Source organism: Streptacidiphilus jiangxiensis (assembly GCF_900109465.1).
GTDB classification, from domain to species: Bacteria; Actinomycetota; Actinomycetes; order Streptomycetales; family Streptomycetaceae; genus Streptacidiphilus; species Streptacidiphilus jiangxiensis.
Map to the genome: position 1 here is coordinate 195,459 of NZ_FOAZ01000003.1, position 21,339 is coordinate 216,797.

Below are 21,339 nucleotides of genomic sequence, written 5' to 3' on the forward strand. Positions count from 1 at the left end.
CCCGTGAGCACGCCCGCCGCCCCTGCCGCCCCCACCCTGCGCGTCAAGGCCTTCGACCACCTGGTGCTCAACGTCGCCGACGTCGAGCGCTCCCTCGACTTCTACCTCGGCGTCCTCGGCCTGGAGCCGGTCCGCGTCGAGGAGTGGCGCGCGGGCAAGGTGCCCTTCCCCTCCGTGCGGATCAACCCGGAGTGCATCGTCGACCTCTTCTCCCGCCCCCGCGGCGAGTCCAACGTCGACCACATCTGTCTCACCGTCGACCCCCTCGACTGGGACGCCTTCCTCGCCGCCCTCCCGCCCACCGTCCCCGTCGTCTCCGGCCCGGTGCCGCGCTTCGGCGCCCGCGGCAGCGCGACCTCCGTCTACCTCCAGGACCCGGACGGCAACACCGTCGAACTGCGCTGGTACCCGCAGGACGTCGCGGACTGACGATCCGACTAGCCCCTCGATCGGCGTAACCGACCCCTACGGTCCGTCGTTGATCCAGGTGCGCGCAGGCAACCAGGGTGAGTCGACTTCGAACAGCGTGTGAATCTCAGAGCAGTCCGGGCAGCCCCCGGCGGGATGGATCTGTGGCCGTCAGCGACCTGCGCCCCTAGCCGCTGGGTGGTGCGGTGGGTCATCCTTCATCCCTGCTCATGAGAGGCGGCATTCCCATGCCACCTGAAATCGCCCTGGTCGAGTCCCGCGCACTGCGCGGCAGCGTCGTGCACCGCACCGAGGCCCTCGACAAGGTCAAGGTTCTCGTCATGCTGCCGGACGGCACGTACGTGACCACCCGCATGGTCGCGGACTACTTCGAGGTTGGCGAGCGCGCCGTCAACGCCCTGATGATCCGGCACCGGGAGGAGCTCGAAGCCAACGGCTTCCGCATCCTCAAGGGTGTGGATATGTCTCGGTTCGCAAGCTGCAACTTGCAGTTTACGCAGGTCAGCGGCCGTGGAATCGCAATCTACGACCGCCGCGCCGTCCTGAACGTGGCGATGTTGCTGCGCGTCAGCGACGTCGCGCGACGCGTTCGCGCGTACCTCCTAGACACCGAGGAGCGAGTTGTCCACAGGCCTGCCTCCGAGCCGCAGCCGCAGCCGCAGGCTCAGCCGCGGTCCTACGGCATGCCGCCCGGCCGACGCCTCGGTCCCGGTCCGCACTGGGACGAGTACGAGGTCACTTCGCGCGATCCCGCCGCCGAGGCCTGGCGCCAGGTCATCGACCGCGAGGTCGCCCCGCCGGCTCCGCCCGGTGAGGGCGGGGTGTTCCCCGCCGGTTGGCCCGAGAGCGTCGACAGGCGGCTCGACGGGTTCGGTCAGGTCATCGTGGCCATGAACCACAAGTTCGACCGCCTGTCCGACGACGTCCAGGACGCGCGGCAGGACGTCCGCTCCCTGCGCAGTGAACTCCGGCGCTCCCCGCGCCGGCGCCCCACGGGCGCGTAGTGCGACAACAGACGCAGCGCCGCCCCGACGTCGGTCGGGGCGGCGCTGCGTCTGCGGTTCAGTTCGGCATCGGCGTGGTTCAGCCGAGCCGCGCGGCCATCGTCTTGAGGACGTTGAGCGAGCCGGCGGTCGCGTCCAGGTGCGCGTTGGTGCCCTCGATCTGGACGAAGGAGATCGTGTTGCCGCGCTGGACGAAGAACTCCTGCGCGTCGGTCGGCAGGTCGGGAATGTTGCCCGGCCGGCCGGCCGCGTTGCGGATCTCCAGGCGGTAGGCGATGCCCTGCTGGATCCAGGCGGTGCGGTCGACGCTCGCGTGGACGTGCTTGTGCAGGTCGTAGTCGACGGGGCCGCGGTCGATGCGCTGGGCGCAGTTCGCGTAGTCGGACTCGATGACCTTGAGTGCGGCCTTGGCCTTGGCAGCGCTCGAGAAGCGCAGCAGCGTCTGGCCGCCCTCGACGCGGTGGACCTTGGTCGCGAACGCCTGCTGGGCGAACGCGCTGACGTGCAGGGCGTGCAGCGGGCCGGTGGGGCCGCAGGTGAACAGCCACTGGAAGTCACCGTTGCCGACGAAGCCCCCGTCGGGCCGACCCTGCGTCTGCCAGTGGAAGGCGGACGCCTGCGGCATCTGAGCACCGGTCAGCCACGGGGAGGTGTGGCCGGCCGCGTTCGCGGTGCCGGTGGCCCCGGCGGCCAGACCGAGCGCGACAGCGGCGACGGCGGCGAACTTGGCGGCGCGGGACGAACGCAGAGCGCGCATGACTGGACCCCCCAGGGTGTGTGGTGTGGCGGCTTTGTCCTCACCGATCTCCGTGACCGGCTGACGTGATCAATTAGAGCCGGTCACGCGTCTTGGATCTCTGTTCGAACCGTCCGGGTTGTGTAACGGCCGAACAGGCGCGCCGTGCACGCAGGGGCGGGACGTGGCGACGCAGTCCCGCCCCTCCGTGCAGGTCAGTCGACCACGGGCAGGTACACCTTGCCGCCCTGGGCCTTGAACTCCTGCGACATGGCCTCCATGCCGGCCAACGCCTCGGCGTCGTAGCCGTTCTGGACCGCGGACGAACCGTCGCCGTGCTCGGCGCGGATCTGCTGCGAGATCTTCATCGAGCAGAACTTCGGTCCGCACATGGAGCAGAAGTGCGCCGTCTTCGCCGGGGCCGCCGGGAGCGTCTCGTCGTGGAAGTCGCGGGCGGTCTCCGGGTCGAGGGCCAGGTTGAACTGGTCCTCCCAGCGGAACTCGAAGCGGGCGTCGGAGAGGGCGTCGTCCCAGGCCTGGGCGGAGGGGTGGCCCTTGGCGACGTCCGCCGCGTGGGCAGCGATCTTGTAGGTGATCACGCCCGTCTTGACGTCGTCGCGGTTGGGCAGGCCCAGGTGCTCCTTGGGCGTGACGTAGCAGAGCTTCGCCGTGCCCCACCAGGCGATCATCGCCGCGCCGATGCCCGAGGTGATGTGGTCGTAGCCGGGGGCCACGTCCGTCGTCAGCGGGCCGAGGGTGTAGAACGGCGCCTCGTCGCAGATCTCCTTCTGGAGATCCATGTTCTCCTTGATCTTGTGCATCGGGACGTGACCCGGACCCTCGATCATCACCTGGACATCGAGCGCCCGAGCGATCCGACCGAGCTCACCCAGCGTCTGCAGCTCCGCGAACTGGGCCTCGTCGTTCGCATCCGCGATCGAGCCGGGCCGCAGGCCGTCGCCGAGCGAGAAGGTGACGTCGTAGGCGCGCAGGATCTCGCAGAGCTCGACGAAGTTGGTGTAGAGGAAGTTCTCCTGATGGTGCGCCAGGCACCAGGCCGCCATGATCGAGCCGCCGCGCGAGACGATGCCGGTCTTGCGGCGGGCCGTCAGCGGGACGTAGCGCAGCAGCACGCCCGCATGGACGGTCATGTAGTCGACGCCCTGCTCGCACTGCTCGATCACGGTGTCGCGGTAGACCTCCCAACTGAGCTCCTCCGCCTTGCCGTCGACTTTCTCCAGGGCCTGGTAGAGCGGCACCGTGCCGATCGGGACCGGGGAGTTGCGCAGGATCCACTCGCGGGTGGTGTGGATGTTGCGGCCGGTGGAGAGGTCCATGACGGTGTCCGCGCCCCAGCGCGTCGCCCAGGACATCTTCTCCACCTCCTCCTCGATCGAGGAGGTGACCGCGGAGTTGCCGATATTGGCGTTGATCTTCACCAGGAACTTCGAGCCGATGATCATCGGCTCGGACTCCGGGTGGTTCACGTTCGCCGGCAGCACCGCCCGTCCCGCCGCGAGCTCCTCGCGGACGGTCTCGGCCGGCATGCCCTCGCGCAGTGCCACGAACTCCATCTCGGGCGTGATGATCCCCTGCTTCGCATACGCGAGTTGGGTCACCGCCGCACCGTCGCGGCCGCGCCGGGGACGGCGCGGGCGGCCCGGGAAGACCGCGTCGAGGTTGTCGAGGCCGGCGCCGACCACCACGCCGCGCGGCGTGGTGTGCTTGAGTCCGTCGTCCTCCGGGCGCGGCTCACGCCCGTGGTAGTCCTCGACGTCGCCGCGCTGGCTGATCCAGGCGTCGCGCAACGGTGGCAGACCGCGGCGCACGTCCGGTTCGAAGGCGGGATCGGTGTACGGGCCGGAGGTGTCGTACAGCGGCACGGTGCCACCCGTGCTCAGCAGCACCTCGCGGTAAGGGACGCGCAGATCGGGCCGGGAGCCCTGGTGGTACGCCTTGTGCCAGGCCGGGGTCGGGTAACCGCCCTGGGTGCTGGAGGCCGTGGCGGCCCGCTCGGAGACAGACTTCTGCTGCGTGTCGTCATGCGTGGTCATCAGACCTACTACTCCCTACGCCGGCATTACCCGGTCAGGTTCCTGCGGTCGGCGCAGCGACGTCAGCGCCCTCTCAGCCCGGTGCTCCGAGCTCCCGCGTCTACAGATGAGATGCTCACGACCATAGCGAGGAGTGGCGGAACTTGGCCAGGGCTGGGCCGCGGACTGGACACGCTGTAGCGTTCGCCAGCGTGGCAGAGCACCACCACTCCGACGGGCACGGTCACGGGCCCGGACCCGCGCAGGGTCACGGGCACTCGCACGACCACGGCCCGGCCAGCCCCGCGTCCGCGCGGCTGCGCGTGCTGCTCGCGGCGGTGCTGGTGCCGTTCGCGCTGGCGGTGCTGTCAGGGCTGTACCTGCTGTGGCCGGCCCCCCTGCCCACGCACGCACCCACCGGGACCGGCTTCGACCAGATCACCGTCTCGGGGACGGTGACGGCCACTCGGACGGTGCCGTGCGGCCAGGGCGCCGGTGCCACCGGTACGACGGGGGACTCCGGCACCTGCACGGAGATCACCTTCCAGCTGACCAGCGGCAAGGACTCGGGACGCAGTGTCACCCAGACCCTGACCCCGGACCAGACCGCGGTCTACTCGGCGGGCGAGAAGATCGTCGTCGACTACTCGCCGACCGCGCCCACCGCACTCCAGTACACCGTCGAGGACGCCGACCGGAGCTTCCCCGTCGCGGTGCTCGCGGGCGTCTTCGCCCTCGCCGTGGTCCTCGTCGGCCGCCTGCGCGGCCTCGCCGCGCTGGTGGCGCTGGCGATCAGCTTCCTGGTGCTGTCGCTCTTCGTGCTGCCCGCGATCCTCGGCGGTGAACCGCCGCTGGCCGTCGCGGTCGTGGGTGGTGGCCTGATCATGCTGCTGGCGCTCTACCTGTGCCACGGCTTCTCGGCGCGGACCTCCGTCGCCGTACTCGGCACCATGGCCTCCCTCGCACTGATCGGCGGGCTGGGACAGCTGTTCATCGGGCTGACCCGGCTCACCGGCAACACCTCGGACGAGACGGCGTTCGTCCACTCGCTCTTCCCCGGCATCCAACTGCCGGGCCTGCTCCTCGCGGGCGTCATCATCGGCTCGCTCGGCGTCCTCAACGACGTGACCGTCACCCAGGCGAGCAGCGTCTGGGAGCTCCACGCCGCCAACCCCCGCCTCGGCGCCCGCGCGTTGTACCGGGCGGCGATCCGCATCGGCCGCGACCACATCGCCTCCACGGTCAACACCCTGGTCATGGCCTATGCGGGCGCGGCGCTGCCGCTGATGCTGCTCTTCTCGCTGTCGCACCGCGGCGTGTGGCAGGTGGCGACCAGCGAGATCGTCGCGGAGGAGCTGGTCCGCACGCTCGTCGGCAGCATCGGCCTCATCGCGTCGGTCCCGCTGACGACCGCTCTGGCGGCCTTCGTCGCGTCCCGTGATCTTCCCGAGGCGGCCGAGCCCCCGCTTGTTCCGGCGCAGGGCAGGCCGAGCAGGGCATCCCACCGGCGAACCAGGTGACGACGAGGGGCCGACCGCAACAGCGGTCGGCCCCTCGGAGCGGTGAGCGGGTGAGCTCACGTCAACTCTTGGCTGCCTTCTTCACCAGGATCACGACCACCGCGCCCAGGGCGACGACGACGAGCAGCTTGAACACGATGCCGATCAGGCCGAAAACGATGCCGACGAGCGCCGACAGCACCCACCACGCGATGATGATCGCCGCGATCGGGACCACGATGTTCCGCACCCAACCGGGGAGTGCCTTCCACAGTTCAGTCATGATGTCCGTCCTCCCCCTGGGGTTCCTGGCTTACGTCTTCGATCGTACGGGCCCGGAAAGCCCCGACGAAGGTTTCCTGCCCCTGAGAAGACCCGGATAAGACCCTGATCAGGACAGTCAGGGAAACCCCCGGACGAACCCCGGACCAGCCCCGGACGAAGCCCTCTGATCAGCCGGATCAGCCCTCCGGCGGGGAGAAGACCACCAGCACCCGCAGATCCTCGCTGATGTGGTGGAACCGGTGCGGGACCCCGGCCGGGACGAAGACGACGCAGCCGCGCGCCACCATCGAGGTCTCCTCGCCCACCGTGATCGACGCCCGGCCGCTGACCACCACGTAGAGCTCGTCCTGCGCGTGGGAGCCCTGGGTGTCCAGCTCCCCCGCGTTCAGTGCGTACAGGCCGGCGGACATGCTGTGTTCCCGAAGGAAGCGCAGGTACGCGCCCTCGTTGGCGGACCGCTCGGCGTCGAGGTCGTCCATCCGGAAGAGCTTCATGGCGCCATTCAACCAGTCGGACCGACTGTCGGGACTACCGCTGACGGTCACCGGCTGCGACGATCACGGCATGATGAAGTTCGTACTCAAGACCCTGATCAACGCGGCTGCCATCGGGGCAGCGGCCTGGCTCATCAAAGGCATCGACCTGACCGGGGCCGACTGGGGGCACAAGGCGCTGACCCTCGTACTCGTCGCCCTGGTCTTCGGCGTGGTGAACTTCTTCGTCAAGCCGCTGGTCAAGCTGTTCTCGCTGCCGCTGTTCATCCTCACCCTGGGCCTGATCACCTTCGTGATCAACGCCCTGATGCTGCTGCTGACCTCCTACGCGTCCGGCCAGCTCAGCCTGCACTTCAAGGTCGAGGGCTTCGTGCCGGCCCTGCTCGGCTCGCTGATCATCAGCATCGTGGCCTGGGGCCTGCACATGGTCGTGCGCGACGAGGACTGACTCCGCGAGCGCTCCCGGCCTCAGTGGCCGAGGATCGCCTCCAGCTCGCGGTCGAGGTCCGCGATCGTGTGCTCCTGACCCATCGGGAGCACACGATCGGTCCGCCCGAGGAAGGAGATCAGCGGGACGGCGGGGGAGCGCAGCACCGCGGCGCCGTCGGTCGAGCGCAGTTCGATGCAGACGTCCATGAAGTCCTCGTCCGTGCCCGGAACCGGCCAGACCCGGACGTCGCCCTCCCCACTCGGACGGGTGATCCCGTCCAGCAGCAGCTCACGGCCGAAGAGCCAGCTCACCGGCGGGTCGCCGGGCAGATGGAAGGTCAGCCGGACCGCCAGCGGGTCACCCGGGTCGTAGGAGAGCTCGACGCCGGTGTCGAACGCGAGCTCCTCGGAGACCAGCAGACTCATCACCAGCCGGCCTTTGACCAGGCTCTGCTGCATCTTCATTGCGGTACCTCTCGATCCCCGTCGTCAGTTGGTACTGCGTGCCCGACCATCGTCGCTTTTGTCCGCTCTCGGCACCAAGGGCGAGGTTTTCAAATGGTGAACGAGAGCCGCTCCATGACCGATCCGACCCGGGCGCCGAGCCGGTCGGCGGCTGCGGGGAGTCGATGGGACTGGGCGACCGGCAGCGAGAGCGCGATGGTGCAGACGGCGGCCCCGACCATGATCGGAACTGCTGCACAGACAACTCCGGGCATGTATTCCTGCTGCTCCAACACGGGGCGCCCCAGCGGACGCGCCTCCAGCCGGCGCATCAGCACCCCGGAGTCGGTGACCGTGCGCCGCGTCAGCGACTGCGGACGGTGACGTGAGAAGTAGTCAAGGCGGCCTTCCCGGTCGAGCTGGCCGAGAAGGCACTGTCCGATGGCGTGCGCGTTGCCGGTGGCGCCGAAGTCGGCCCACTCCTCCACGGCCTCCGTGCCCGGCGCCTGGGAGACGTCGACCACCTCGACCTCGCCGTCGCGGTAGGTGGCGAAGTACGTGGCGGCGCCGAGCTCCTCGCGGAGCCGGTTCAGCGCGCGGCTGACCGCCTCGCGCCCCTGGCGCACCTCCCGGTGGCGGCCGAGCGAGCCGACCGCCTTGCCGTGCACGTAGATGCCGTCGACCCGCTCCAGGTAGCCCTCGTGGGTGAGCGTGCGCAGCAGGTGGTAGGTGGTGCCGAGCGGCAGCCCGGCCTTGCGGGCGAGCTGTTTGGCGGTCGCACCCTCCCGGTGCTCGCCGACGGCCTCGAGGAGCCGCAGAGCCCGCTGCACCGAGCCGATCAGCGTCGGTGCAGCCTTCTCCGTGGCCATCTCAACCCCCTCGGCATATGCCATATGGATGCAGCTCTTCCACATCATGCCCACAGAAAGAGGGAAAAGTCTGCGACTCCGGTGTACTCCTCACCCCGCCGGACGGCGGGGTACCGCCACGGCGTGTCCTCGCCGTTCCCGCCCTTCTTGCCCCGGCGCGTTTCACCTCTGGCCCCCCGCGGCACACTCCCAACGTGGTGGCACGAACCGCGACACACGTAGCACGACACGTCCCGCGTCCAGTGGTGAAGCGCACGGCCCGCGCGATCCTGCTGGACGACGGCCCCGACGGGCCCGAGCTCGTCATGATCAAGCGGACCAAACCCGGCCGCCCTCCGTACTGGATCACCCCCGGCGGCGGCATGGAGCCGAGCGACGCGACCGTCGTCGACGCCCTCCACCGCGAACTCTCCGAGGAGCTCGGTGGCAAGGCGACGGACATCGTCCCCGCATTCGTCGACACGGTCTCCCACACCCATCACGAGGACGGCACCGAGCTGCATCCCCACGGGGTGAAGGTGCAGCACTTCTTCGTCTGCCGGCTCAGCTCGATGGACCTCTCACGCCGGCACGGCCCCGAGGTGGACGCGCCGGTGGGCGAGTACGAGGTGGTCCGGCTCCCGTTCACCCGCGAGGGCGTGACGGCGGTCAACGTCGTCCCCCCGTCCCTGCGGGCCTACCTGGCCGCGAACATCGAAGGCGTGACCGCCCTGCTCGCCGAGGACCTCGGTCCGCGGTAGCCCCGCGGACCGGCGGAGCCGGCTCAGCTCTGGCCGTCCTCCAGGTCGTAGAGCATGTGCTCGGCGCGGACGCCCGCGCCGAGCAGTACCCCGCGCGTCCGGCGGATCATCGCCGACGGGCCGCTCAGGCAGGCCCGGTATCCCTCCCAGGGGCCGCTGTGGCCGATGACCTCCGGGAGGGTGCCGCGCTCCGCACCGGCGGGCGGCGTCGTCCCCGGGGTCGGTTCCGCGACCGCCGTGCGGATCGAGAGCCACGGCAGGCGGCGGTCCAGCTCCTGCAGCGCCGGCCAGGCGTACAGCTCCTCCGCCCGCCGCGCGCCGTAGTGGACCTCGACCGTACGCCGCGCACCGCTCAGTGCCAGCTCCTCGACGATCGCCAGCAGCGGCGCGACGCCCGTACCGCCGCCGACCAGCAGCAGCGGGTCGGTCTCCCGGGGGTCCACCACCATCCGGCCCTGGGCCGGACCGAGACGGACCACGTCGCCCGGCTGCGCGCGGTGCACCAGCGCGTTGCTCACCCAGCCCGCCGGGACGGCCTTGACGTGCATCCGCAGCAGCCCGTCGACGCCCGGCCGGGACGGCGCCGCGGCCGGGCAGGCGAGGGAGTAGTTGCGCCAGACCCGTGGCCACCACGGCACCTCGATGCTGGCGTACTGGCCCGCCCGGTAGGGGTAGTGGTGATCGGTCCGCAGCGTCACCACGGCGATGTCGCGGGTGACCGGCTCGACCGACTGCACCTCGCCCTGCCACCAGGCGGGCGAGCTCTGCGCGTCACGGGCCGCCGCGGCCATCATCACCTGGGAGATCACGCCGTAGACCTTCTCCCAGGCGCGCGCGGTGTCCTCGCTCCACTCCCGCCCGCAGTACCGTTCCAGCGCCGCCAGCAGCGCGGCGCCGACCGGGGCGTAGTGCTCGTCGCGGACGCCGTAGCGGCGGTGGCCCCGGGCCAGCTTCTCCAGGTAGTCGACGAGCGTCGGCGGATCGTCCGCGGCGCGGCCCGCCGCGAGCAACGCGCGGAAGAGCCGGTCGCGCTGGACGTCCATCGCGGCCGGGAACAACGCCCGCAGCTCCGGGCGGGCCAGGAAGAGCCCCGCGTAGAAGTGCGCCGTCGCCCGGTCCGCGACCGGCTCCACCACGGCCAGACTGCGCCGGATCAGCACGATGTCCTGCGGCGTCGGCCCGACCGACCCGGTGTCCGCAGCCCCGTCGGCGGAGGCCGGGCCCACCGCCTGGCGGGCGGCGGCCGCCTTCTGACGCGCGGCCAGCGGGACGACGGCCACCACCGAGCCGGGCAACGGAAGCGGCGGGGGCGGCAGCGGCGCCACCGGGATGCCCTGCGGCATCGGTGGCGGCGCCGCCTCGATCGGCAGCGGCGCCGACGGGTGGACGGCGGCCGCCGGCGCCGCCCAGGCCCTGCTCCACGCGTCGTCCGGCCCCACCCAGTTGAGCGCCGGCGCGTTGGCGATCATGGGGGCGTAGCCGGACTGCGCCGGTTCGGGCGGCTGACCCTCACTCGGGCCGAGGGCGTCGACCGCGAGCGGCGGCGTCCCGGGCACCTCGGGCACCTCGGGGACCGAAGGGTCGGCAGCCCCGGCCGCCTCGGCGACCTCCGGGGCCTCCGCAACATCGGCGGACGTGCCCGCCGCTCCACTGCGTCGGTCCGCTCCGCGCGTGCGGGAGCGACCGTTTCGATTGAGCGCGCTTCCGATCGACACCTTGGAGCTTCATCTCCCGTCGGGTCCGTACCTGCTTCGGAGCCTGGCACGGGGTGGCGGGAAGTCCGACCAATAGAGTGAAGAACGGGGCGCACGGGCAACGGACGCGCTACGCTGACGCGCCCCGGCCCGCCGGGCCGCGCCCGGCTACGCCATGCGCGCCAGGGCCTCGGTGAGCTCCTGCCCCAGTCGGCGCTTGGCCCGCGCGCCCACGGCCGTCCAGATCGGCTCGCCGTCACGGAACAGCATCAGCGTCGGCATCGACAGGACCCCGTAGCGGCCCTGCACCTGCGGGTTGGTGTCCACGTCGAGCGCGACGACGTCCAGCTCGCCCCGGCGTTCCGCCGCCAGCTCGGCCAGCACCGGCGCCATCATCCGGCACGGCGGGCACCAGTCCGCCGTGAACTCCACCAGCACCGGGCGCCCGCTCGCCAGCACCCGCTGCGCGAAGTCCGCGTCGGTCACCGCCGCGACGTGCTCAGTCGTCCCCGCCATCGTCCGCTCCCCTCTCGTGGCCCTGTGTCATCTCGCACCGGGGCTCGGGCGGCTCCGCCGCCGACACCTCCAGCTCGGCGCGCGCCAGCTGCGCGCCGACCTGCTCGCGAACCTCCTGCAACCGCCCGATCACCGCGTCCAGCTCGGCCAGCTTGCGCCGGTAGACGTCGAGCGAGGCCGGGCAGGAGTCACCGCTGGGATGGCCCGCGCGCAGACAGTCGACGAAGGGACGGGTCTCCTCCAGCTCGAACCCGAAGTCCTGCAGCAGCCGGATCTGCCGCAGCAGCCGCAGATCCTCCTCGTCGTAACGGCGGTAGCCGTTCTCGCCACGGCGGGCGGGCAGCAGCCCGCGGGCCTCGTAGTAGCGGAGCGTCCGCGTCGTCGTGCCCGCCTCGCGGGCCAGCTCACCGATGCGCATGAGTCGACCGTAGACCTTGACGCCGACGTCAACGCCAGGACGCGGGTCGCACGACCCGGGACGAGGACGGACGGGTCAGCCGCCGGTGTTGCTCCGGACGCCGGTGTGCAGGATCGCCGGGAGAGCCAACTCGCCGTAGGTCTCGTTGACCGCTGCGGCCACCGCGTCCGGGTCGTCCGGGTGCTCGGTCAGATGCGCGTCGAACTCGCGCAGGTAGTCCCCGGTGAAGGCGATGACGCGGACGGCGTCGTCGTCCTGGCCCGGCGCCCGGTGACCGGCGACCACCCGCTCCGGGTCCAGGCCGCGCACCGTCTCAAGGCTGCCGAGCCAGTCCACGCGCTGCTCGGCGGTGGTGTCCGCGGTCCACAGGTGGGTGCCGTTGAAGGTGACGTCCCCGCTGATCACCGTGCGGGCGTCCGGGACGTGGACGACGGTCGAGGTGGTGCAGTCGCCCTGCCCGACGTGGAGCATGTGCACCGGCGAGCCGTCGATCAGCATCGTGTCGGTCGGCAGCGGTCCCGGGACGATCGGCATGGAGGTGACGTCGTCACCGAAGACCTGCTGCCACTGGGCGACCTTGGCCAGCCCGGTCCGGGTGATCTCCTCGATCACCGTCGGGTCGGCGTAGACGGGGGTGCCGGGGAAGAGACGCAGCACCTCCTCGGTGCCGAAGTAGTGGTCCGGGTGCGGGTGGGTGATCACGATCGCGGCCAGCGTGCGGGCCTTGCCGGCCACCCACTCGGCCAGCTCCCGCCCGGCGCTGCGGGTCAGCTGGGTGTCCACCAGGACGGCGTGCCTGGGGCCGATGACCAGCGAGGACGTGGCGAAGAAGGCCGCCTCGGGACCGGTGAAGACATCCACCTCGAGCGGCACGCGCGGGCGGGCCGACCCCTCCGCCGCGCCCTGCGTGGGCTGGTCCGTGGCGGGCCCGGAAGCCGCGCCATCGCCGGGGCCGGCGGCGGGCCCGGCCCCGGCCGGCGCACCCGGCTCGGTGGCCGGCGGCGCCTGCTCGGGCCCGTCCGGGCTGCCGCCGCGCCGGGTGCGCTTCCTCGCCATTGCTCAGCCTCTCCGCCCTGCCGACATCGCGTCTGCCGACATCGCCATACCGAAATCATGGCAATGATGGCAAAGGCCCGCGATTCGCCAGGTATTTACCACTTCTCGGCGCGCCAGCCCGCAGGGTCGACGCCGCCCGGGACGGGCCCGTCGGCCGGGTAGGGCTCCCGGGTGAGCACGAAGGTGCCCAGGTCCAGATGGGTGACCCGGCCGTCGTCCGCGCGGACCACCCGCATCGGCTCGCCGTGCCAGTAGCCGCCCTCGGCGGTCCAGGTCTGCCCGTCGGCGGCGCGCCGCAGCCGGGCCTCGCGCGAGCCGTTGCCACCCAGCGGCGTCAGCTCCAGCACGTCCTCGGCGACCAGGCGCAACCCGAAGCCGGTCGGCCCCCAGTACCAGGGGCCGGTCAGCGCCAGCACCTCCGGGTCGCAGGCCGTGAGCGGCCGCCACGGCTCGGGGATCAGCGGCTCGCGCTCGGCGACGATCCGGATCAGGTCGGTGGCCAGCTCGCCGAAGGCGGGGCCCGGGCTGGAGGTCGCGTTGGTCAGCACCACGGCACCGAGCCGCTGCTCCGGCGCGATCAGCAGCCACGCGAGGAAGCCCGGCATCGACCCCCCGTGGCCGCACACGGCGAGACCGTCCGCCTGGCGCAGCATCAGGCCCAGCCCGTAGCGCTCCTCGCCGTCCGCCTGGCACTCGCGCATCTCCGCCACCGACGCCGCCGACAGGACGCGCTCGTCCCCGTCGGCCAGGAAGGCCGCGAAGCGGGTCAGGTCGTCGATCGTGGACCACAGCTGCCCGGCCGGAGCCATCCGCCCGGTCTGCTGCAGCGGCTCCGCCAGGATCACGTCCGCCCACGGGTGCACGGCCCAGCCACCGGCGTGCGGCGCGTCCGGCAGCGCGGTGGTGCGGCGCATCCCCAGCGGACGCAGCACCTCGCGGTGCAGCACGGTGTACCAGTCGTCGCCGCGCAGCTGCTCGACCAGTGCGCCGAGCAGCGCGAAGCCCACGTTGGAGTAGTGGAACAGCCGGCCCGGCTCGTGCCGCAGCGGCGGGTGCTGCAGCAGGTCGGCGAGCTCCGGGCGCAGCGCGCCGTCGGTCCGCTCCCACCAGGGGCCGGGCGGCTCGTTGGTGAGGCCGGAGGTGTGCGAGAGCAACTGGCGCACGGTCACCTCGCCGGCAGCCGGCCCGACGGCGGGCAGGTGCTGCCCGATCCGGTCGGACAGGTTCAACTGCCCCTCGTCGCGCAGCCGCAGCACCAGCACGGCGACGAAGGCCTTGGTGATCGACCCGATCCGGAACTGCGTGTCCGGGTCCGGCGCATGCCCGTCGACCATGCTGCGCGAGCCCCACCAGCGCCGCCGTCCGTCGCGCAGCACGGCGGCCACGAGGCCGGGCAGCCGCCCGTCGCGCTGGGCGACGGCGAGTCGGTGGGCGAGGGCGCGCCGGGTCTCGGGCAGCAGCTCCGCGAAGTCGTCGTCGCCGATGGTGGTGGTGGCGGGAGCGGGGGATTCGGGGTTCACCATGGCTCGAACGCTAACGGCCCCGGTCCCGGCGGGCGAGGCGATTTCGCCGGGTGTCCCCCGACGCGCCGCGCCCGTCCCGACACGCCGCCACCCCGCCCCGGCGCGCCCCGGGAGACGGAGCGGCAGGGACGGGGTGAGCGGACGGAACGAGGGGACGGGGTGAGGGGACGGGGCCGGAGGCCGGGCGACCATGGCCGCCCGCCGGCCCGGCCGTCAGGTCGCCGGGAGGGTGGCGCGGCGGGTGACCGCGGTGCCGCTAAGTTCCGCGTTGGCGGGGCTCGTCGCGTCCACCTCGCCGACGGCGGCCGCGGCGTGCCCGGCGGTCTCGCTGGTCGCGATCGGAGCGACGGCCTCGCCGTGGCCGTGTGCCTGGCCGTGACCCTGGCCCTGGCCCGCCCGACGCCCGGCGAAGGCGACCAGTCCGAGACCGAGGACCGTCCACACGCCCAGCACGGTCAGCGGGAACCCGATCGCGTGCCCGTCGAAGAACGCGGTGTCGCGCAGCGCCGAGGCCCCGGCCCCGGCCGGCAGGAGCCGGCCGATCCAGAACGCGGCGCCGGGCAGCAGCTCGGGCGCCGACCCCGCACCGGACCAGGCGTTGCCCAGCAGCATCAGCAGCAGCGCGGCGAGGCCGATCCCCTTGTACCCGAGCAGGGTGGCGAATCCGCAGACCGCGGAGGAGACCGCCAGCAGGGTCAGCGCGACGACCCCGACGTTGGCGAGCGCGGCACCGCCCAGCACGCCGAGCCAGCCCTGGGTCAGCGTCACCACCGCTGCGGCGACGGTGATCGACGCGAGCACGAGCATCAGCAGCCGCTGTCCCCGGCCCCGGCCGAGCAGGAAGGTGAGCACGCCCATCGCCAGCCCCAGGATCACCGTCGGCAGCACGCCGGAGACGAACGCACTGCCGTGCGGGTCGCCGCTCGGCAGCGGGACCACGTCGGTGACGGTGGTGCCGGGCACCTGCCCGGCGAGCTGGGTCAACAGCGTGGCGACGACGGGGGAGGCCGCGGAGGCGGTCATCAGCTCGGGACCGGCGGGAGCGGCGCCGCTCCCGGGGAGGACCAGCGCCCCGTACACCGCACGGTGCTCGATCGCGGTCCGCGCGGCCGCGGCGTCGGCGTAGCGGTGGACGTCGAAGCCGTGCGGGCCGGCCTGCGCGGCCAGCTGCTGCTCGACCCGGACCACCGCGGGGTCCGGCCCGACCAGGCCGAGCGGCAGCTCGTGCGGCGCGATCCGTGCGGCGGGCCAGACGAAGGCCCAGAGCAGCAGAGCGGCGACGAGCGGGAGGAGAACGACCAGCAGGTACGGGCGAAGGCGCGCGTTCATGGGCGGAGCTCCCGTCAGGAGTCTCATCTCCAAGATGGAGAATGAACATTCGTTTTGGTGTTGCCCTCAGCCTGCTCCCCGACCCGGAGGATTGTCAAGAAGGAACGTTCGCTTTACGTTGGAGCCATGCCACGCGTATCCCAGGAGCACAGTGAAGCCCGTCGGCAGCAGATCCTCGTGGGCGCCCGACGCTGTTTCTCGACCAACGGCTTCCACGCGACGTCCATGCAGGACCTGTTGAACGAGATCGGCCTGTCCGCCGGGGCGTTCTACCGCTACTTCCCGGGCAAGGAGGAGCTGATCCGCACCATCGCGACGGAGGCGCTGGAGGAGGTGACCGACAGGCTCGCCGGTCACCTCCAGCAGCACGACGCTCCCCTGTCGGAGCTGCTGGCGTCCCTGCCCACCGCTCCGATCAGCGCCCTGCACGACCCGGACCTGGCCCGCCTGATCATCCAGGTCTGGGCGGAGGCGATGCGCGACGACGAGCTCTCGGTCGTGGTCCGCGCGGGCCTCGACCGCCTGACCGCCCTGCTGGAGGCCGAGCTGACGCTGCGCCGCGAACGCGGCGAACTGCCCGCGGACGCCGATCCGGCCGCCTGCGCCCGCGTCGTCCTGGCCGCACTCCAGGGCTTCCTGCTCCAGCGGGCGGCCTTCCGCGCGGACGAGCCGGAGCTGTTCGCCGCCGGCTTCAGCGTGATGTTCCGCGCCTGACGCGCGTCGGCGTGCGGACGTGGGGGGTCAGAGGTAGGCGCCGAGCACCTCGATCTCCGTGCGGAGCCGCTCGGCCTGGTCCGGGCGGCCGGCCCGGTGGTAGGCCTCGGCGGCCTCCTCCCGTTCGGCGACCTCGGCGCGGACGACGGCCCGGACGTCGTCCTCGGTCAGCATCCGCCGCGCGACCTCCGCCGCGCCGACGCCGACGGGGCTGCCCTCGATGGTGAGCGAGCCCGGTGCCGTGGCGGCGGTCCGGTCCGCCGGGACCGCCTCGGCGTTCTCGATCGCGCCGAGGGTGGCGCGCAGCACGGAGGTGGTCAGCCGGTCGCGGCCCTTGATCGCAACGGCGAGGGCGTCGCGCAGGCGGTGACGCAAAGGGATCTCGGTCTGGTCGGTCGTCATGGCGGGGACCCTAGCGCCGCCCGAGGAGGGTTTCGACCCGTTTTCTCCCTCCCCGGCGGGGACTTTCGGCCCTCCGTCGGGTGAGAACGCGTCGCGACAGTTGCCCACGGGCATCCGCGTCGTTGGTCCAGGCATGACGGCAGACTCGTTGAACCCCTCCCCGCCAACGGAAGAAACGTTTCCGCAGTCCGCTCGGCAGGCTCCCTCCCGGCAGCACCCGGAGGAGCCCATCTATGCGCACCTGGCCAAGGCGTGGCACGGCGAGGGCCGGACCGTTCCGGGTGAACCGGATCTGGAATGGCGCCGCCTGACCAAGGGCCTCCACTCGGCACCGCTCCCGGCACCCAGGAACGGCCGACTCCTTCCCGGCAAGCACCGCAGAGACTCCGGAGGGCAGCAGCAATGACGACATCCCCGGCCTCCACCCCGCAGCCGCCCGCCGACCGCGCCCGCCCCGCACCCACCCCGACCGACGCGGCCGCTCCCTCATCCGCACCCGCTCCCGGACCCGCTGCCGGACCCGCTCCCGCACCGACGGAGCCGGTGGAGAGGGTCGAGAGAGCGGACGCGGTGAAGGAGGTCGACGCCCCCGGCGCCGTCCGTGTCGCCTGCGGCGTGGAGATCACGCTCGCCCTGGTCACCGGCCCCGTCGGCGAGGTCCCCTTCCAGGCCCGACTGACCTACACCCAGGCCGACCCCTACGCCGTCCGGCTCCACTGCCAGACCAGTCCCACCTCGACGGTGACCTGGGTGCTCTCCAGGGAGACCCTGCGACGCGGCCTGCAACGCCCGAGCGGCCTCGGCGACGTCCATGTGCGCCCCGCCCCCGGGCCCGGCCCGCACGGGCTGGGGTCCGCGCTGATCACCCTCGGCGCCGGCCCCGAGGCCGCCCTGCTGCGGGGCGACACGGCCGAGATCCAACGGTTCCTCGACCTGTCCGCCGCCGTGGTGCCCCCGGGCCAGGAGCACCGCCACCTCGACCTGGACGCGCTCGTCGCGCAGCTCCGGCAGACGCCCTGACCACAGCCGCCCACCACGGGTCAGGCAGGTGAGGCAGCCCGGCGTCCCGCTAGGGCCTGTCCGACCCTTCCGGCCCTTCGACCGCCTGCCTCGACTCGACCAGCAGCATCGCCGCCAGCACCAGGGTCAGCCCGAGGAACTGCGCCACCGGCGTCCACCGACCCAGCGGGATCGTGGCGAGCGCCGCCGGCACCGCCACCGCACGGACCCGCAGCGGCCCGAACCCCAGCGCCGCCCGAAAGGCGAGGTTGCCGAGGAGGAAGAGCGCGACCCCGCCCGCCAACGCCGCCGCCGGCGCGAACGGCAGCGGCTGCGCCAGATGCCCGATCGCCTTCTTCACCCCGGCAGCCAGGATCGCCACCGCCAGCAGCATCGGGATGAAGCTGTAGTAGTACGCCGCCATCGCCAGCCGGAACCGGGCCAGCCCGGCCGCCCGGTGCAGCGCCGTCTCCGCGGCCGCCTCGTCCGCGTCGAAGTACGTCCACCACAGCGCCGCCACCAGCGTCAGGGCCAGCCCCACCGCGAGCAGCAGCGGAGCGGCGAGACGCTCGCCGGTCGCGCCCGCGCCGATGGCCACGACCGACTCGCCGAAGGCGATGAGCAGCAGCAGCCCGTGCCGCTCCACGAAGTGCGCCGGGTCCAGGCCGCCCACCGCCTCGGTGACCCGCGCCGTGGTGCCGCCGTAGCGGCCGGTGATCCGGCTGGAGAGCACCGGCGTGATCTGGTGCAGCAGCACGGCCGCCACCCACAGCCCGTCCGCCGCCCATCCGTGCACCGCGCCCGCCGCGGTCACACAACCCGCCGCCCCGAGGTTGGTGACGGCGAAGCTGAGCACGTACTGACGGTGGATCAACGCGTAGAGCGCGCTGTGCACCGCCGTGACGAGCAAGAACCCCAGCCCGAAGACGACCCCGTCCGCTCCGAACACCTGCGGCAGGGCCAACGCGCAGACCAGGAAGCCGAACATGCCGACCACCAGCAGTAGCCGTCGCGCCGTCGTCTCGGGCGGCACCTGGTTGGTCAGGTACGCGTACGCGCCGTACATCCAGTACAGGACGGCGAAGATCAGCAGCACCCGGCCCGCCTGGGCGAGCGACAGGTCGTCGGCGAGCAGCACGGTCAACTGCGTGATGGTGAAGACGAAGACGAGATCGAAGAAGAGCTCCAACGTGGACACCCGCCGCGCCCCTGCAGCCTGCGTCGTCCCGTGCGCCTGCTGCGCCTGCTGCGTCTGCTGCGCCTGTGCGGCCTCGGTGGCCCCGACGGCCTCGCCCATTGATCCCCCCACCAGCGCCCCCGTTCCCCGAGCAGGAGTCTACGAGCCGTCAGCGGCAGGGACTTCGGCACGGGCGGCGCGACGCCCACGCGGGTCGTAGCCTCGAAGTGTGCCCGCCTCCGAGTACGCCGAACGCCCCGCGCGGTTCCCCGGCGCCGTCGTGTGGACGCACGGCGCGGCCCACGACCGGGACGCGCCGGCCCCGGCGACCGTCCTGCCCGACGGCTGCATGGACCTGCTGTGGACACCCGGCCGACTCCTCGTCGCCGGACCCGACACCCACGCCTACCGGCCCGAGCCGGACATGCGCGGACCCTGGGCCGGCGTCCGCCTCCCGCCCGGCGCGGCACCCGCGCTGCTCGGCGTGCCCGCGCACCTCCTGCGCGACCTCCGCGTCGACCTCGCCGACCTGGGCCTGCGTCCCGCCACCGAGATCCGCCGCCTCACCCACCGGATCGACGCCGCGGCCGATCCCGCCGACGCCCTCGACGAACTCGCGTTGCTCCTCACCGCCGACGCCGCGGCCGACCCCGTCGACCCGCTGCTGCGCGCCGTCGTCGCCTCCCTCACGGCGGGGCGCTCCGTCACGGCCACCGCCGACTCCGTCGGCCTCGGTGCCCGGCACCTGCACCGCCGTTCCCTCGACGCCTTCGGCTACGGCCCGAAGACGCTCGCCCGGATCCTGCGCCTGCAACGCGCCCTCGCCCTGGCCCGCGCCGGCCTCCCACTGGCCGACACCGCCGCCCGCGCCGGCTACGCCGACCAGGCCCACTTCACCCGCGACGTCCGCGCGTTGACCGGCACCTCGCCGCGGGCGCTGCTCGGAGGCTGACGCCGGCTCAGCCGAGGGGCGCGAGCAGGTCCACCCCGTTCCCGTCCGGGTCGTGGACCGTCGCGTACCGCTGGCCCCAGAACGCGTCGAAGGGCTTCAACTCCCCGTGGTACCCGGCGCCGACCAGCACCTCGTACAGGGCGTCCACCTGCTCCGGTCCCGCGCAACGGAACGCCAGCCCGGCCCGTCCCCCACCGGCCGGCGCCTGCCAGGTGGGGTGGAACGACCGCACGGTCTCCTCGCCGTCCAGCACCAGCAACAGCCCACCGGGCAGCTCCGCCTCGACGTGCGGCTGCGCCTCGGACCCCTCGGGGAACGCCAGCCCCAACCGCCGGTAGAAGCCGACGGAGGCGGCCATGTCGGAGACGACGAGACCGATGAACGCGAACTGCGGTGCGGAGGATGTCGTGTTGTCCATGCCCGCGAGCCTAGGTCGACGCCGGCCTCCGGTCTTGAAGGAAACGGACTTCAGCGCCGCCGACCTCACCGCACCGGGTAGGACGCCTGGTACGCCAGCCGCGCACCGGCGTCTTCGCCGATCCGCGTCAGCTCCTCGTCCAGCCGCAGGAACTCCTCCCACACCTCCCGGCCACTCGCCCGCGCCAACTCGGCGACCACCAGGTCCTCCAGCTCCGGCACGCGCTTGGCCTTCCACGCCTTGTCGGCGAGACTCACCAACAGGTCCTCGACGACCACGTCCGCCGATCCCCACGCGCCGTGCGTCGCGGCGAACCGTGCGAGCGCCTGCGGCACCTGCTGTCCCAGGAGCAGCCTCCGTCCGCTCTCCTCATGGAGCGAACCGGGGCCCGACAGCTCCTCGGGGTGCCACACCTTGCCGATGTCGTGGGTCGCGGCGCCGAAGAGCACGGCCTCCCGGTCGAACACGAGCTCGGGACACTCCCGCTCCACCCACGCGACCAGCTGCGCGGCGACCTCGTGCACCGCCCGCAGGTGCGCCACCAACCGTGGCGGTGTGTCGAACCCGCTCAACACCTGGGCCACGCGCGGCGGCAGCGGCCGCAACGAGGGCTCGCCGCACTCCTCGTCGGCGATCGCCAGAATCCGCAGCGCACCCGCACGCTCCATCGAGAGCCTCCCCACCCGAACCAACCAGGCCGCCAACTCCGGCCCCAGGCCCAGATCACTGCCGATCCACGGCAGGCGGTCGCCCCACAGCTCGCCGTCCCACTCCTCGACGGCCTGCGCCAGACTCGCGTCGGCCTGCGGGTTTCCCAGCGCCGCTTCCCAGGCGGCCACCCACGGCCCCATCTCCTCGGACGCCTCGACACAGCACACGAAAACCTCGTACGCCGGCGCATGCCCCCCGGGACGGACGAGAGTCAGCCCCCACCACGCACGCAGGAACTCCTCCACCGCCGCGGCCTGCGCCGCCGGCCAACCGCGCCAGCCGCCCCGGGCGAAGGACTCACCGACCTCCACCCACCAGAACCCCATGGTGCCCCCGTCGACCAGCGCCCTGGTGAGCTCGGGCAGGATCCTCCGCAGCACCGCCGGGTAGTCGCGCCAACTGCGGTCGAACCAGGTCCGCCGGAGCAGATCCGGCCCCAACGGCACGTCCGGCGTCTTGAGCAGCGCG

Annotated in this window: 24 protein-coding genes and 1 riboswitch; of the genes, 8 read left to right on the forward strand and 16 right to left on the reverse strand. The window is 72.4% G+C overall.

Features of this window, described 5'->3' with window-relative positions; genetic code table 11:
- Positions 1 to 36: 36 nt before the first annotated feature.
- Both BMY61_RS07160 and BMY61_RS07165 read left to right on the forward strand, forming a co-directional pair.
- Positions 37 to 429 carry a VOC family protein gene (locus BMY61_RS07160; protein ID WP_042459466.1) on the forward strand — a complete coding sequence of 131 codons (393 nt, stop codon included), beginning with the start codon at positions 37 to 39 and terminating at the stop codon, positions 427 to 429.
- A 278-nt stretch (positions 430 to 707) separates the two neighbouring features.
- Complete coding sequence (locus BMY61_RS07165) at positions 708 to 1,433, forward strand: hypothetical protein (protein WP_152629291.1); 726 nt, start codon at positions 708 to 710, stop codon at positions 1,431 to 1,433.
- Between the two features lie 79 nt (positions 1,434 to 1,512).
- Here the strand turns inward: BMY61_RS07165 and BMY61_RS07170 are convergent, their stop codons facing one another.
- Both BMY61_RS07170 and thiC read right to left on the reverse strand, forming a co-directional pair.
- Positions 1,513 to 2,190 carry a hypothetical protein gene (locus BMY61_RS07170; protein ID WP_042459412.1) on the reverse strand — a complete coding sequence of 226 codons (678 nt, stop codon included), beginning with the start codon at positions 2,188 to 2,190 and terminating at the stop codon, positions 1,513 to 1,515.
- A gap of 194 nt (positions 2,191 to 2,384) precedes the next feature.
- On the reverse strand, positions 2,385 to 4,223 hold the full coding sequence (thiC, locus tag BMY61_RS07175) for a phosphomethylpyrimidine synthase ThiC (protein WP_042459415.1): 1,839 nt from the start codon (positions 4,221 to 4,223) through the stop codon (positions 2,385 to 2,387).
- A riboswitch (TPP riboswitch) is annotated at positions 4,219 to 4,331 on the reverse strand. Its footprint overlaps the gene before it by 5 nt.
- A gap of 83 nt (positions 4,332 to 4,414) precedes the next feature.
- Here thiC and BMY61_RS07180 point away from each other — a divergent pair.
- Positions 4,415 to 5,722, forward strand: coding sequence for a YibE/F family protein (locus BMY61_RS07180; protein ID WP_042459418.1), 1,308 nt, complete (start codon positions 4,415 to 4,417; stop codon positions 5,720 to 5,722).
- 61 nt (positions 5,723 to 5,783) lie between these two features.
- Here the strand turns inward: BMY61_RS07180 and BMY61_RS07185 are convergent, their stop codons facing one another.
- Positions 5,784 to 5,984 (reverse strand): DUF5326 family protein, encoded by a 201-nt coding sequence (locus BMY61_RS07185; RefSeq protein ID WP_042459422.1) that lies wholly within the window; start codon positions 5,982 to 5,984, stop codon positions 5,784 to 5,786.
- 178 nt (positions 5,985 to 6,162) lie between these two features.
- Positions 6,163 to 6,480 carry a cupin domain-containing protein gene (locus BMY61_RS07190; protein ID WP_042459425.1) on the reverse strand — a complete coding sequence of 106 codons (318 nt, stop codon included), beginning with the start codon at positions 6,478 to 6,480 and terminating at the stop codon, positions 6,163 to 6,165.
- A gap of 70 nt (positions 6,481 to 6,550) precedes the next feature.
- Between BMY61_RS07190 and BMY61_RS07195 the strand changes: the two genes are divergently transcribed.
- Complete coding sequence (locus tag BMY61_RS07195) at positions 6,551 to 6,928, forward strand: phage holin family protein (RefSeq protein WP_042459469.1); 378 nt, start codon at positions 6,551 to 6,553, stop codon at positions 6,926 to 6,928.
- Positions 6,929 to 6,948: 20 nt separating this feature from the next.
- Here the strand turns inward: BMY61_RS07195 and BMY61_RS07200 are convergent, their stop codons facing one another.
- Together BMY61_RS07200 and BMY61_RS07205 are read right to left on the reverse strand one after the other, a co-directional pair.
- Positions 6,949 to 7,374 carry an SsgA family sporulation/cell division regulator gene (locus BMY61_RS07200; RefSeq protein ID WP_425314670.1) on the reverse strand — a complete coding sequence of 142 codons (426 nt, stop codon included), beginning with the start codon at positions 7,372 to 7,374 and terminating at the stop codon, positions 6,949 to 6,951.
- 89 nt (positions 7,375 to 7,463) lie between these two features.
- Positions 7,464 to 8,222 carry an IclR family transcriptional regulator gene (locus BMY61_RS07205; protein ID WP_063773401.1) on the reverse strand — a complete coding sequence of 253 codons (759 nt, stop codon included), beginning with the start codon at positions 8,220 to 8,222 and terminating at the stop codon, positions 7,464 to 7,466.
- 245 nt (positions 8,223 to 8,467) lie between these two features.
- On the opposite strand from BMY61_RS07205, the gene BMY61_RS07210 reads away from it, so the two are divergent.
- Positions 8,468 to 8,962, forward strand: a complete 495-nt coding sequence (locus tag BMY61_RS07210; RefSeq protein WP_236656650.1) for an NUDIX hydrolase — start codon at positions 8,468 to 8,470, stop codon at positions 8,960 to 8,962.
- Positions 8,963 to 8,985: 23 nt separating this feature from the next.
- Here the strand turns inward: BMY61_RS07210 and BMY61_RS07215 are convergent, their stop codons facing one another.
- From BMY61_RS07215 to BMY61_RS07240, 6 genes are all read right to left on the reverse strand, one after another.
- The gene (locus BMY61_RS07215; protein ID WP_082015639.1) at positions 8,986 to 10,527 is read right to left on the reverse strand and encodes a globin domain-containing protein; all 1,542 of its coding nucleotides are present in this window, start codon (positions 10,525 to 10,527) and stop codon (positions 8,986 to 8,988) included.
- A gap of 297 nt (positions 10,528 to 10,824) precedes the next feature.
- Positions 10,825 to 11,172 carry a thioredoxin gene (trxA, locus tag BMY61_RS07220; protein ID WP_042459433.1) on the reverse strand — a complete coding sequence of 116 codons (348 nt, stop codon included), beginning with the start codon at positions 11,170 to 11,172 and terminating at the stop codon, positions 10,825 to 10,827.
- Positions 11,156 to 11,590, reverse strand: coding sequence for a MerR family transcriptional regulator (locus tag BMY61_RS07225; protein ID WP_042459436.1), 435 nt, complete (start codon positions 11,588 to 11,590; stop codon positions 11,156 to 11,158). The genes trxA and BMY61_RS07225 overlap by 17 nt, the downstream gene beginning before the upstream one ends.
- Positions 11,591 to 11,665: 75 nt before the next feature.
- Positions 11,666 to 12,646 (reverse strand): MBL fold metallo-hydrolase, encoded by a 981-nt coding sequence (locus BMY61_RS07230; RefSeq protein WP_075003794.1) that lies wholly within the window; start codon positions 12,644 to 12,646, stop codon positions 11,666 to 11,668.
- 95 nt (positions 12,647 to 12,741) lie between these two features.
- Complete coding sequence (locus BMY61_RS07235) at positions 12,742 to 14,169, reverse strand: serine hydrolase domain-containing protein (protein WP_083555135.1); 1,428 nt, start codon at positions 14,167 to 14,169, stop codon at positions 12,742 to 12,744.
- Positions 14,170 to 14,382: 213 nt separating this feature from the next.
- Positions 14,383 to 15,498 carry a hypothetical protein gene (locus tag BMY61_RS07240; protein WP_052439432.1) on the reverse strand — a complete coding sequence of 372 codons (1,116 nt, stop codon included), beginning with the start codon at positions 15,496 to 15,498 and terminating at the stop codon, positions 14,383 to 14,385.
- A gap of 126 nt (positions 15,499 to 15,624) precedes the next feature.
- On the opposite strand from BMY61_RS07240, the gene BMY61_RS07245 reads away from it, so the two are divergent.
- The gene (locus BMY61_RS07245) at positions 15,625 to 16,212 is read left to right on the forward strand and encodes a TetR/AcrR family transcriptional regulator (protein ID WP_042458337.1); all 588 of its coding nucleotides are present in this window, start codon (positions 15,625 to 15,627) and stop codon (positions 16,210 to 16,212) included.
- 27 nt (positions 16,213 to 16,239) lie between these two features.
- Here the strand turns inward: BMY61_RS07245 and BMY61_RS07250 are convergent, their stop codons facing one another.
- Positions 16,240 to 16,614: a GatB/YqeY domain-containing protein gene (locus BMY61_RS07250; RefSeq protein ID WP_042458341.1), complete on the reverse strand. Its 375-nt coding sequence runs from the start codon at positions 16,612 to 16,614 to the stop codon at positions 16,240 to 16,242.
- 402 nt (positions 16,615 to 17,016) lie between these two features.
- Here BMY61_RS07250 and BMY61_RS07255 point away from each other — a divergent pair, with 402 nt between their 5' ends.
- Positions 17,017 to 17,634 carry an SsgA family sporulation/cell division regulator gene (locus BMY61_RS07255; protein WP_143094212.1) on the forward strand — a complete coding sequence of 206 codons (618 nt, stop codon included), beginning with the start codon at positions 17,017 to 17,019 and terminating at the stop codon, positions 17,632 to 17,634.
- 49 nt (positions 17,635 to 17,683) lie between these two features.
- Here BMY61_RS07255 and BMY61_RS07260 read toward each other — a convergent pair whose 3' ends face one another.
- Complete coding sequence (locus tag BMY61_RS07260; RefSeq protein ID WP_082015589.1) at positions 17,684 to 18,910, reverse strand: low temperature requirement protein A; 1,227 nt, start codon at positions 18,908 to 18,910, stop codon at positions 17,684 to 17,686.
- A 109-nt stretch (positions 18,911 to 19,019) separates the two neighbouring features.
- Between BMY61_RS07260 and BMY61_RS07265 the strand changes: the two genes are divergently transcribed.
- Entirely contained in the window at positions 19,020 to 19,742 is a 723-nt protein-coding gene (locus BMY61_RS07265) for a helix-turn-helix transcriptional regulator (protein WP_042458351.1), read from the forward strand.
- Positions 19,743 to 19,749: 7 nt separating this feature from the next.
- Here BMY61_RS07265 and BMY61_RS07270 read toward each other — a convergent pair whose 3' ends face one another.
- Entirely contained in the window at positions 19,750 to 20,160 is a 411-nt protein-coding gene (locus tag BMY61_RS07270; RefSeq protein WP_042458354.1) for a VOC family protein, read from the reverse strand.
- A gap of 65 nt (positions 20,161 to 20,225) precedes the next feature.
- Positions 20,226 to 20,828 (reverse strand): HD domain-containing protein, encoded by a 603-nt coding sequence (locus BMY61_RS44810; protein WP_042458460.1) that lies wholly within the window; start codon positions 20,826 to 20,828, stop codon positions 20,226 to 20,228.
- Between the last annotated feature and the right edge of the window lie 511 nt (positions 20,829 to 21,339).

What these genes read in the sequence shown, in the direction of transcription:
- BMY61_RS07260 (WP_082015589.1), bottom strand. Translation starts at nt 18,910, where the DNA reads ATGGGCGAGGCCGTCGGGGCCACCGAGGCCGCACAGGCGCAGCAGACG.
- BMY61_RS07225 (WP_042459436.1), bottom strand. Translation starts at nt 11,590, where the DNA reads ATGCGCATCGGTGAGCTGGCCCGCGAGGCGGGCACGACGACGCGGACG.
- BMY61_RS07245 (WP_042458337.1), top strand. Translation starts at nt 15,625, where the DNA reads ATGCCACGCGTATCCCAGGAGCACAGTGAAGCCCGTCGGCAGCAGATC.
- BMY61_RS07200 (WP_425314670.1), bottom strand. Translation starts at nt 7,374, where the DNA reads ATGAAGATGCAGCAGAGCCTGGTCAAAGGCCGGCTGGTGATGAGTCTG.
- BMY61_RS07185 (WP_042459422.1), bottom strand. Translation starts at nt 5,984, where the DNA reads ATGACTGAACTGTGGAAGGCACTCCCCGGTTGGGTGCGGAACATCGTG.
- thiC (WP_042459415.1), bottom strand. Translation starts at nt 4,223, where the DNA reads ATGACCACGCATGACGACACGCAGCAGAAGTCTGTCTCCGAGCGGGCC.
- BMY61_RS07195 (WP_042459469.1), top strand. Translation starts at nt 6,551, where the DNA reads ATGATGAAGTTCGTACTCAAGACCCTGATCAACGCGGCTGCCATCGGG.
- trxA (WP_042459433.1), bottom strand. Translation starts at nt 11,172, where the DNA reads ATGGCGGGGACGACTGAGCACGTCGCGGCGGTGACCGACGCGGACTTC.
- BMY61_RS07250 (WP_042458341.1), bottom strand. Translation starts at nt 16,614, where the DNA reads ATGACGACCGACCAGACCGAGATCCCTTTGCGTCACCGCCTGCGCGAC.
- BMY61_RS07205 (WP_063773401.1), bottom strand. Translation starts at nt 8,222, where the DNA reads ATGGCCACGGAGAAGGCTGCACCGACGCTGATCGGCTCGGTGCAGCGG.
- BMY61_RS07230 (WP_075003794.1), bottom strand. Translation starts at nt 12,646, where the DNA reads ATGGCGAGGAAGCGCACCCGGCGCGGCGGCAGCCCGGACGGGCCCGAG.
- BMY61_RS07170 (WP_042459412.1), bottom strand. Translation starts at nt 2,190, where the DNA reads ATGCGCGCTCTGCGTTCGTCCCGCGCCGCCAAGTTCGCCGCCGTCGCC.
- BMY61_RS07235 (WP_083555135.1), bottom strand. Translation starts at nt 14,169, where the DNA reads ATGGTGAACCCCGAATCCCCCGCTCCCGCCACCACCACCATCGGCGAC.
- BMY61_RS07255 (WP_143094212.1), top strand. Translation starts at nt 17,017, where the DNA reads ATGACGACATCCCCGGCCTCCACCCCGCAGCCGCCCGCCGACCGCGCC.
- BMY61_RS07240 (WP_052439432.1), bottom strand. Translation starts at nt 15,498, where the DNA reads ATGAACGCGCGCCTTCGCCCGTACCTGCTGGTCGTTCTCCTCCCGCTC.
- BMY61_RS07190 (WP_042459425.1), bottom strand. Translation starts at nt 6,480, where the DNA reads ATGAAGCTCTTCCGGATGGACGACCTCGACGCCGAGCGGTCCGCCAAC.
- BMY61_RS07270 (WP_042458354.1), bottom strand. Translation starts at nt 20,160, where the DNA reads ATGGACAACACGACATCCTCCGCACCGCAGTTCGCGTTCATCGGTCTC.
- BMY61_RS44810 (WP_042458460.1), bottom strand. Translation starts at nt 20,828, where the DNA reads ATGGAGCGTGCGGGTGCGCTGCGGATTCTGGCGATCGCCGACGAGGAG.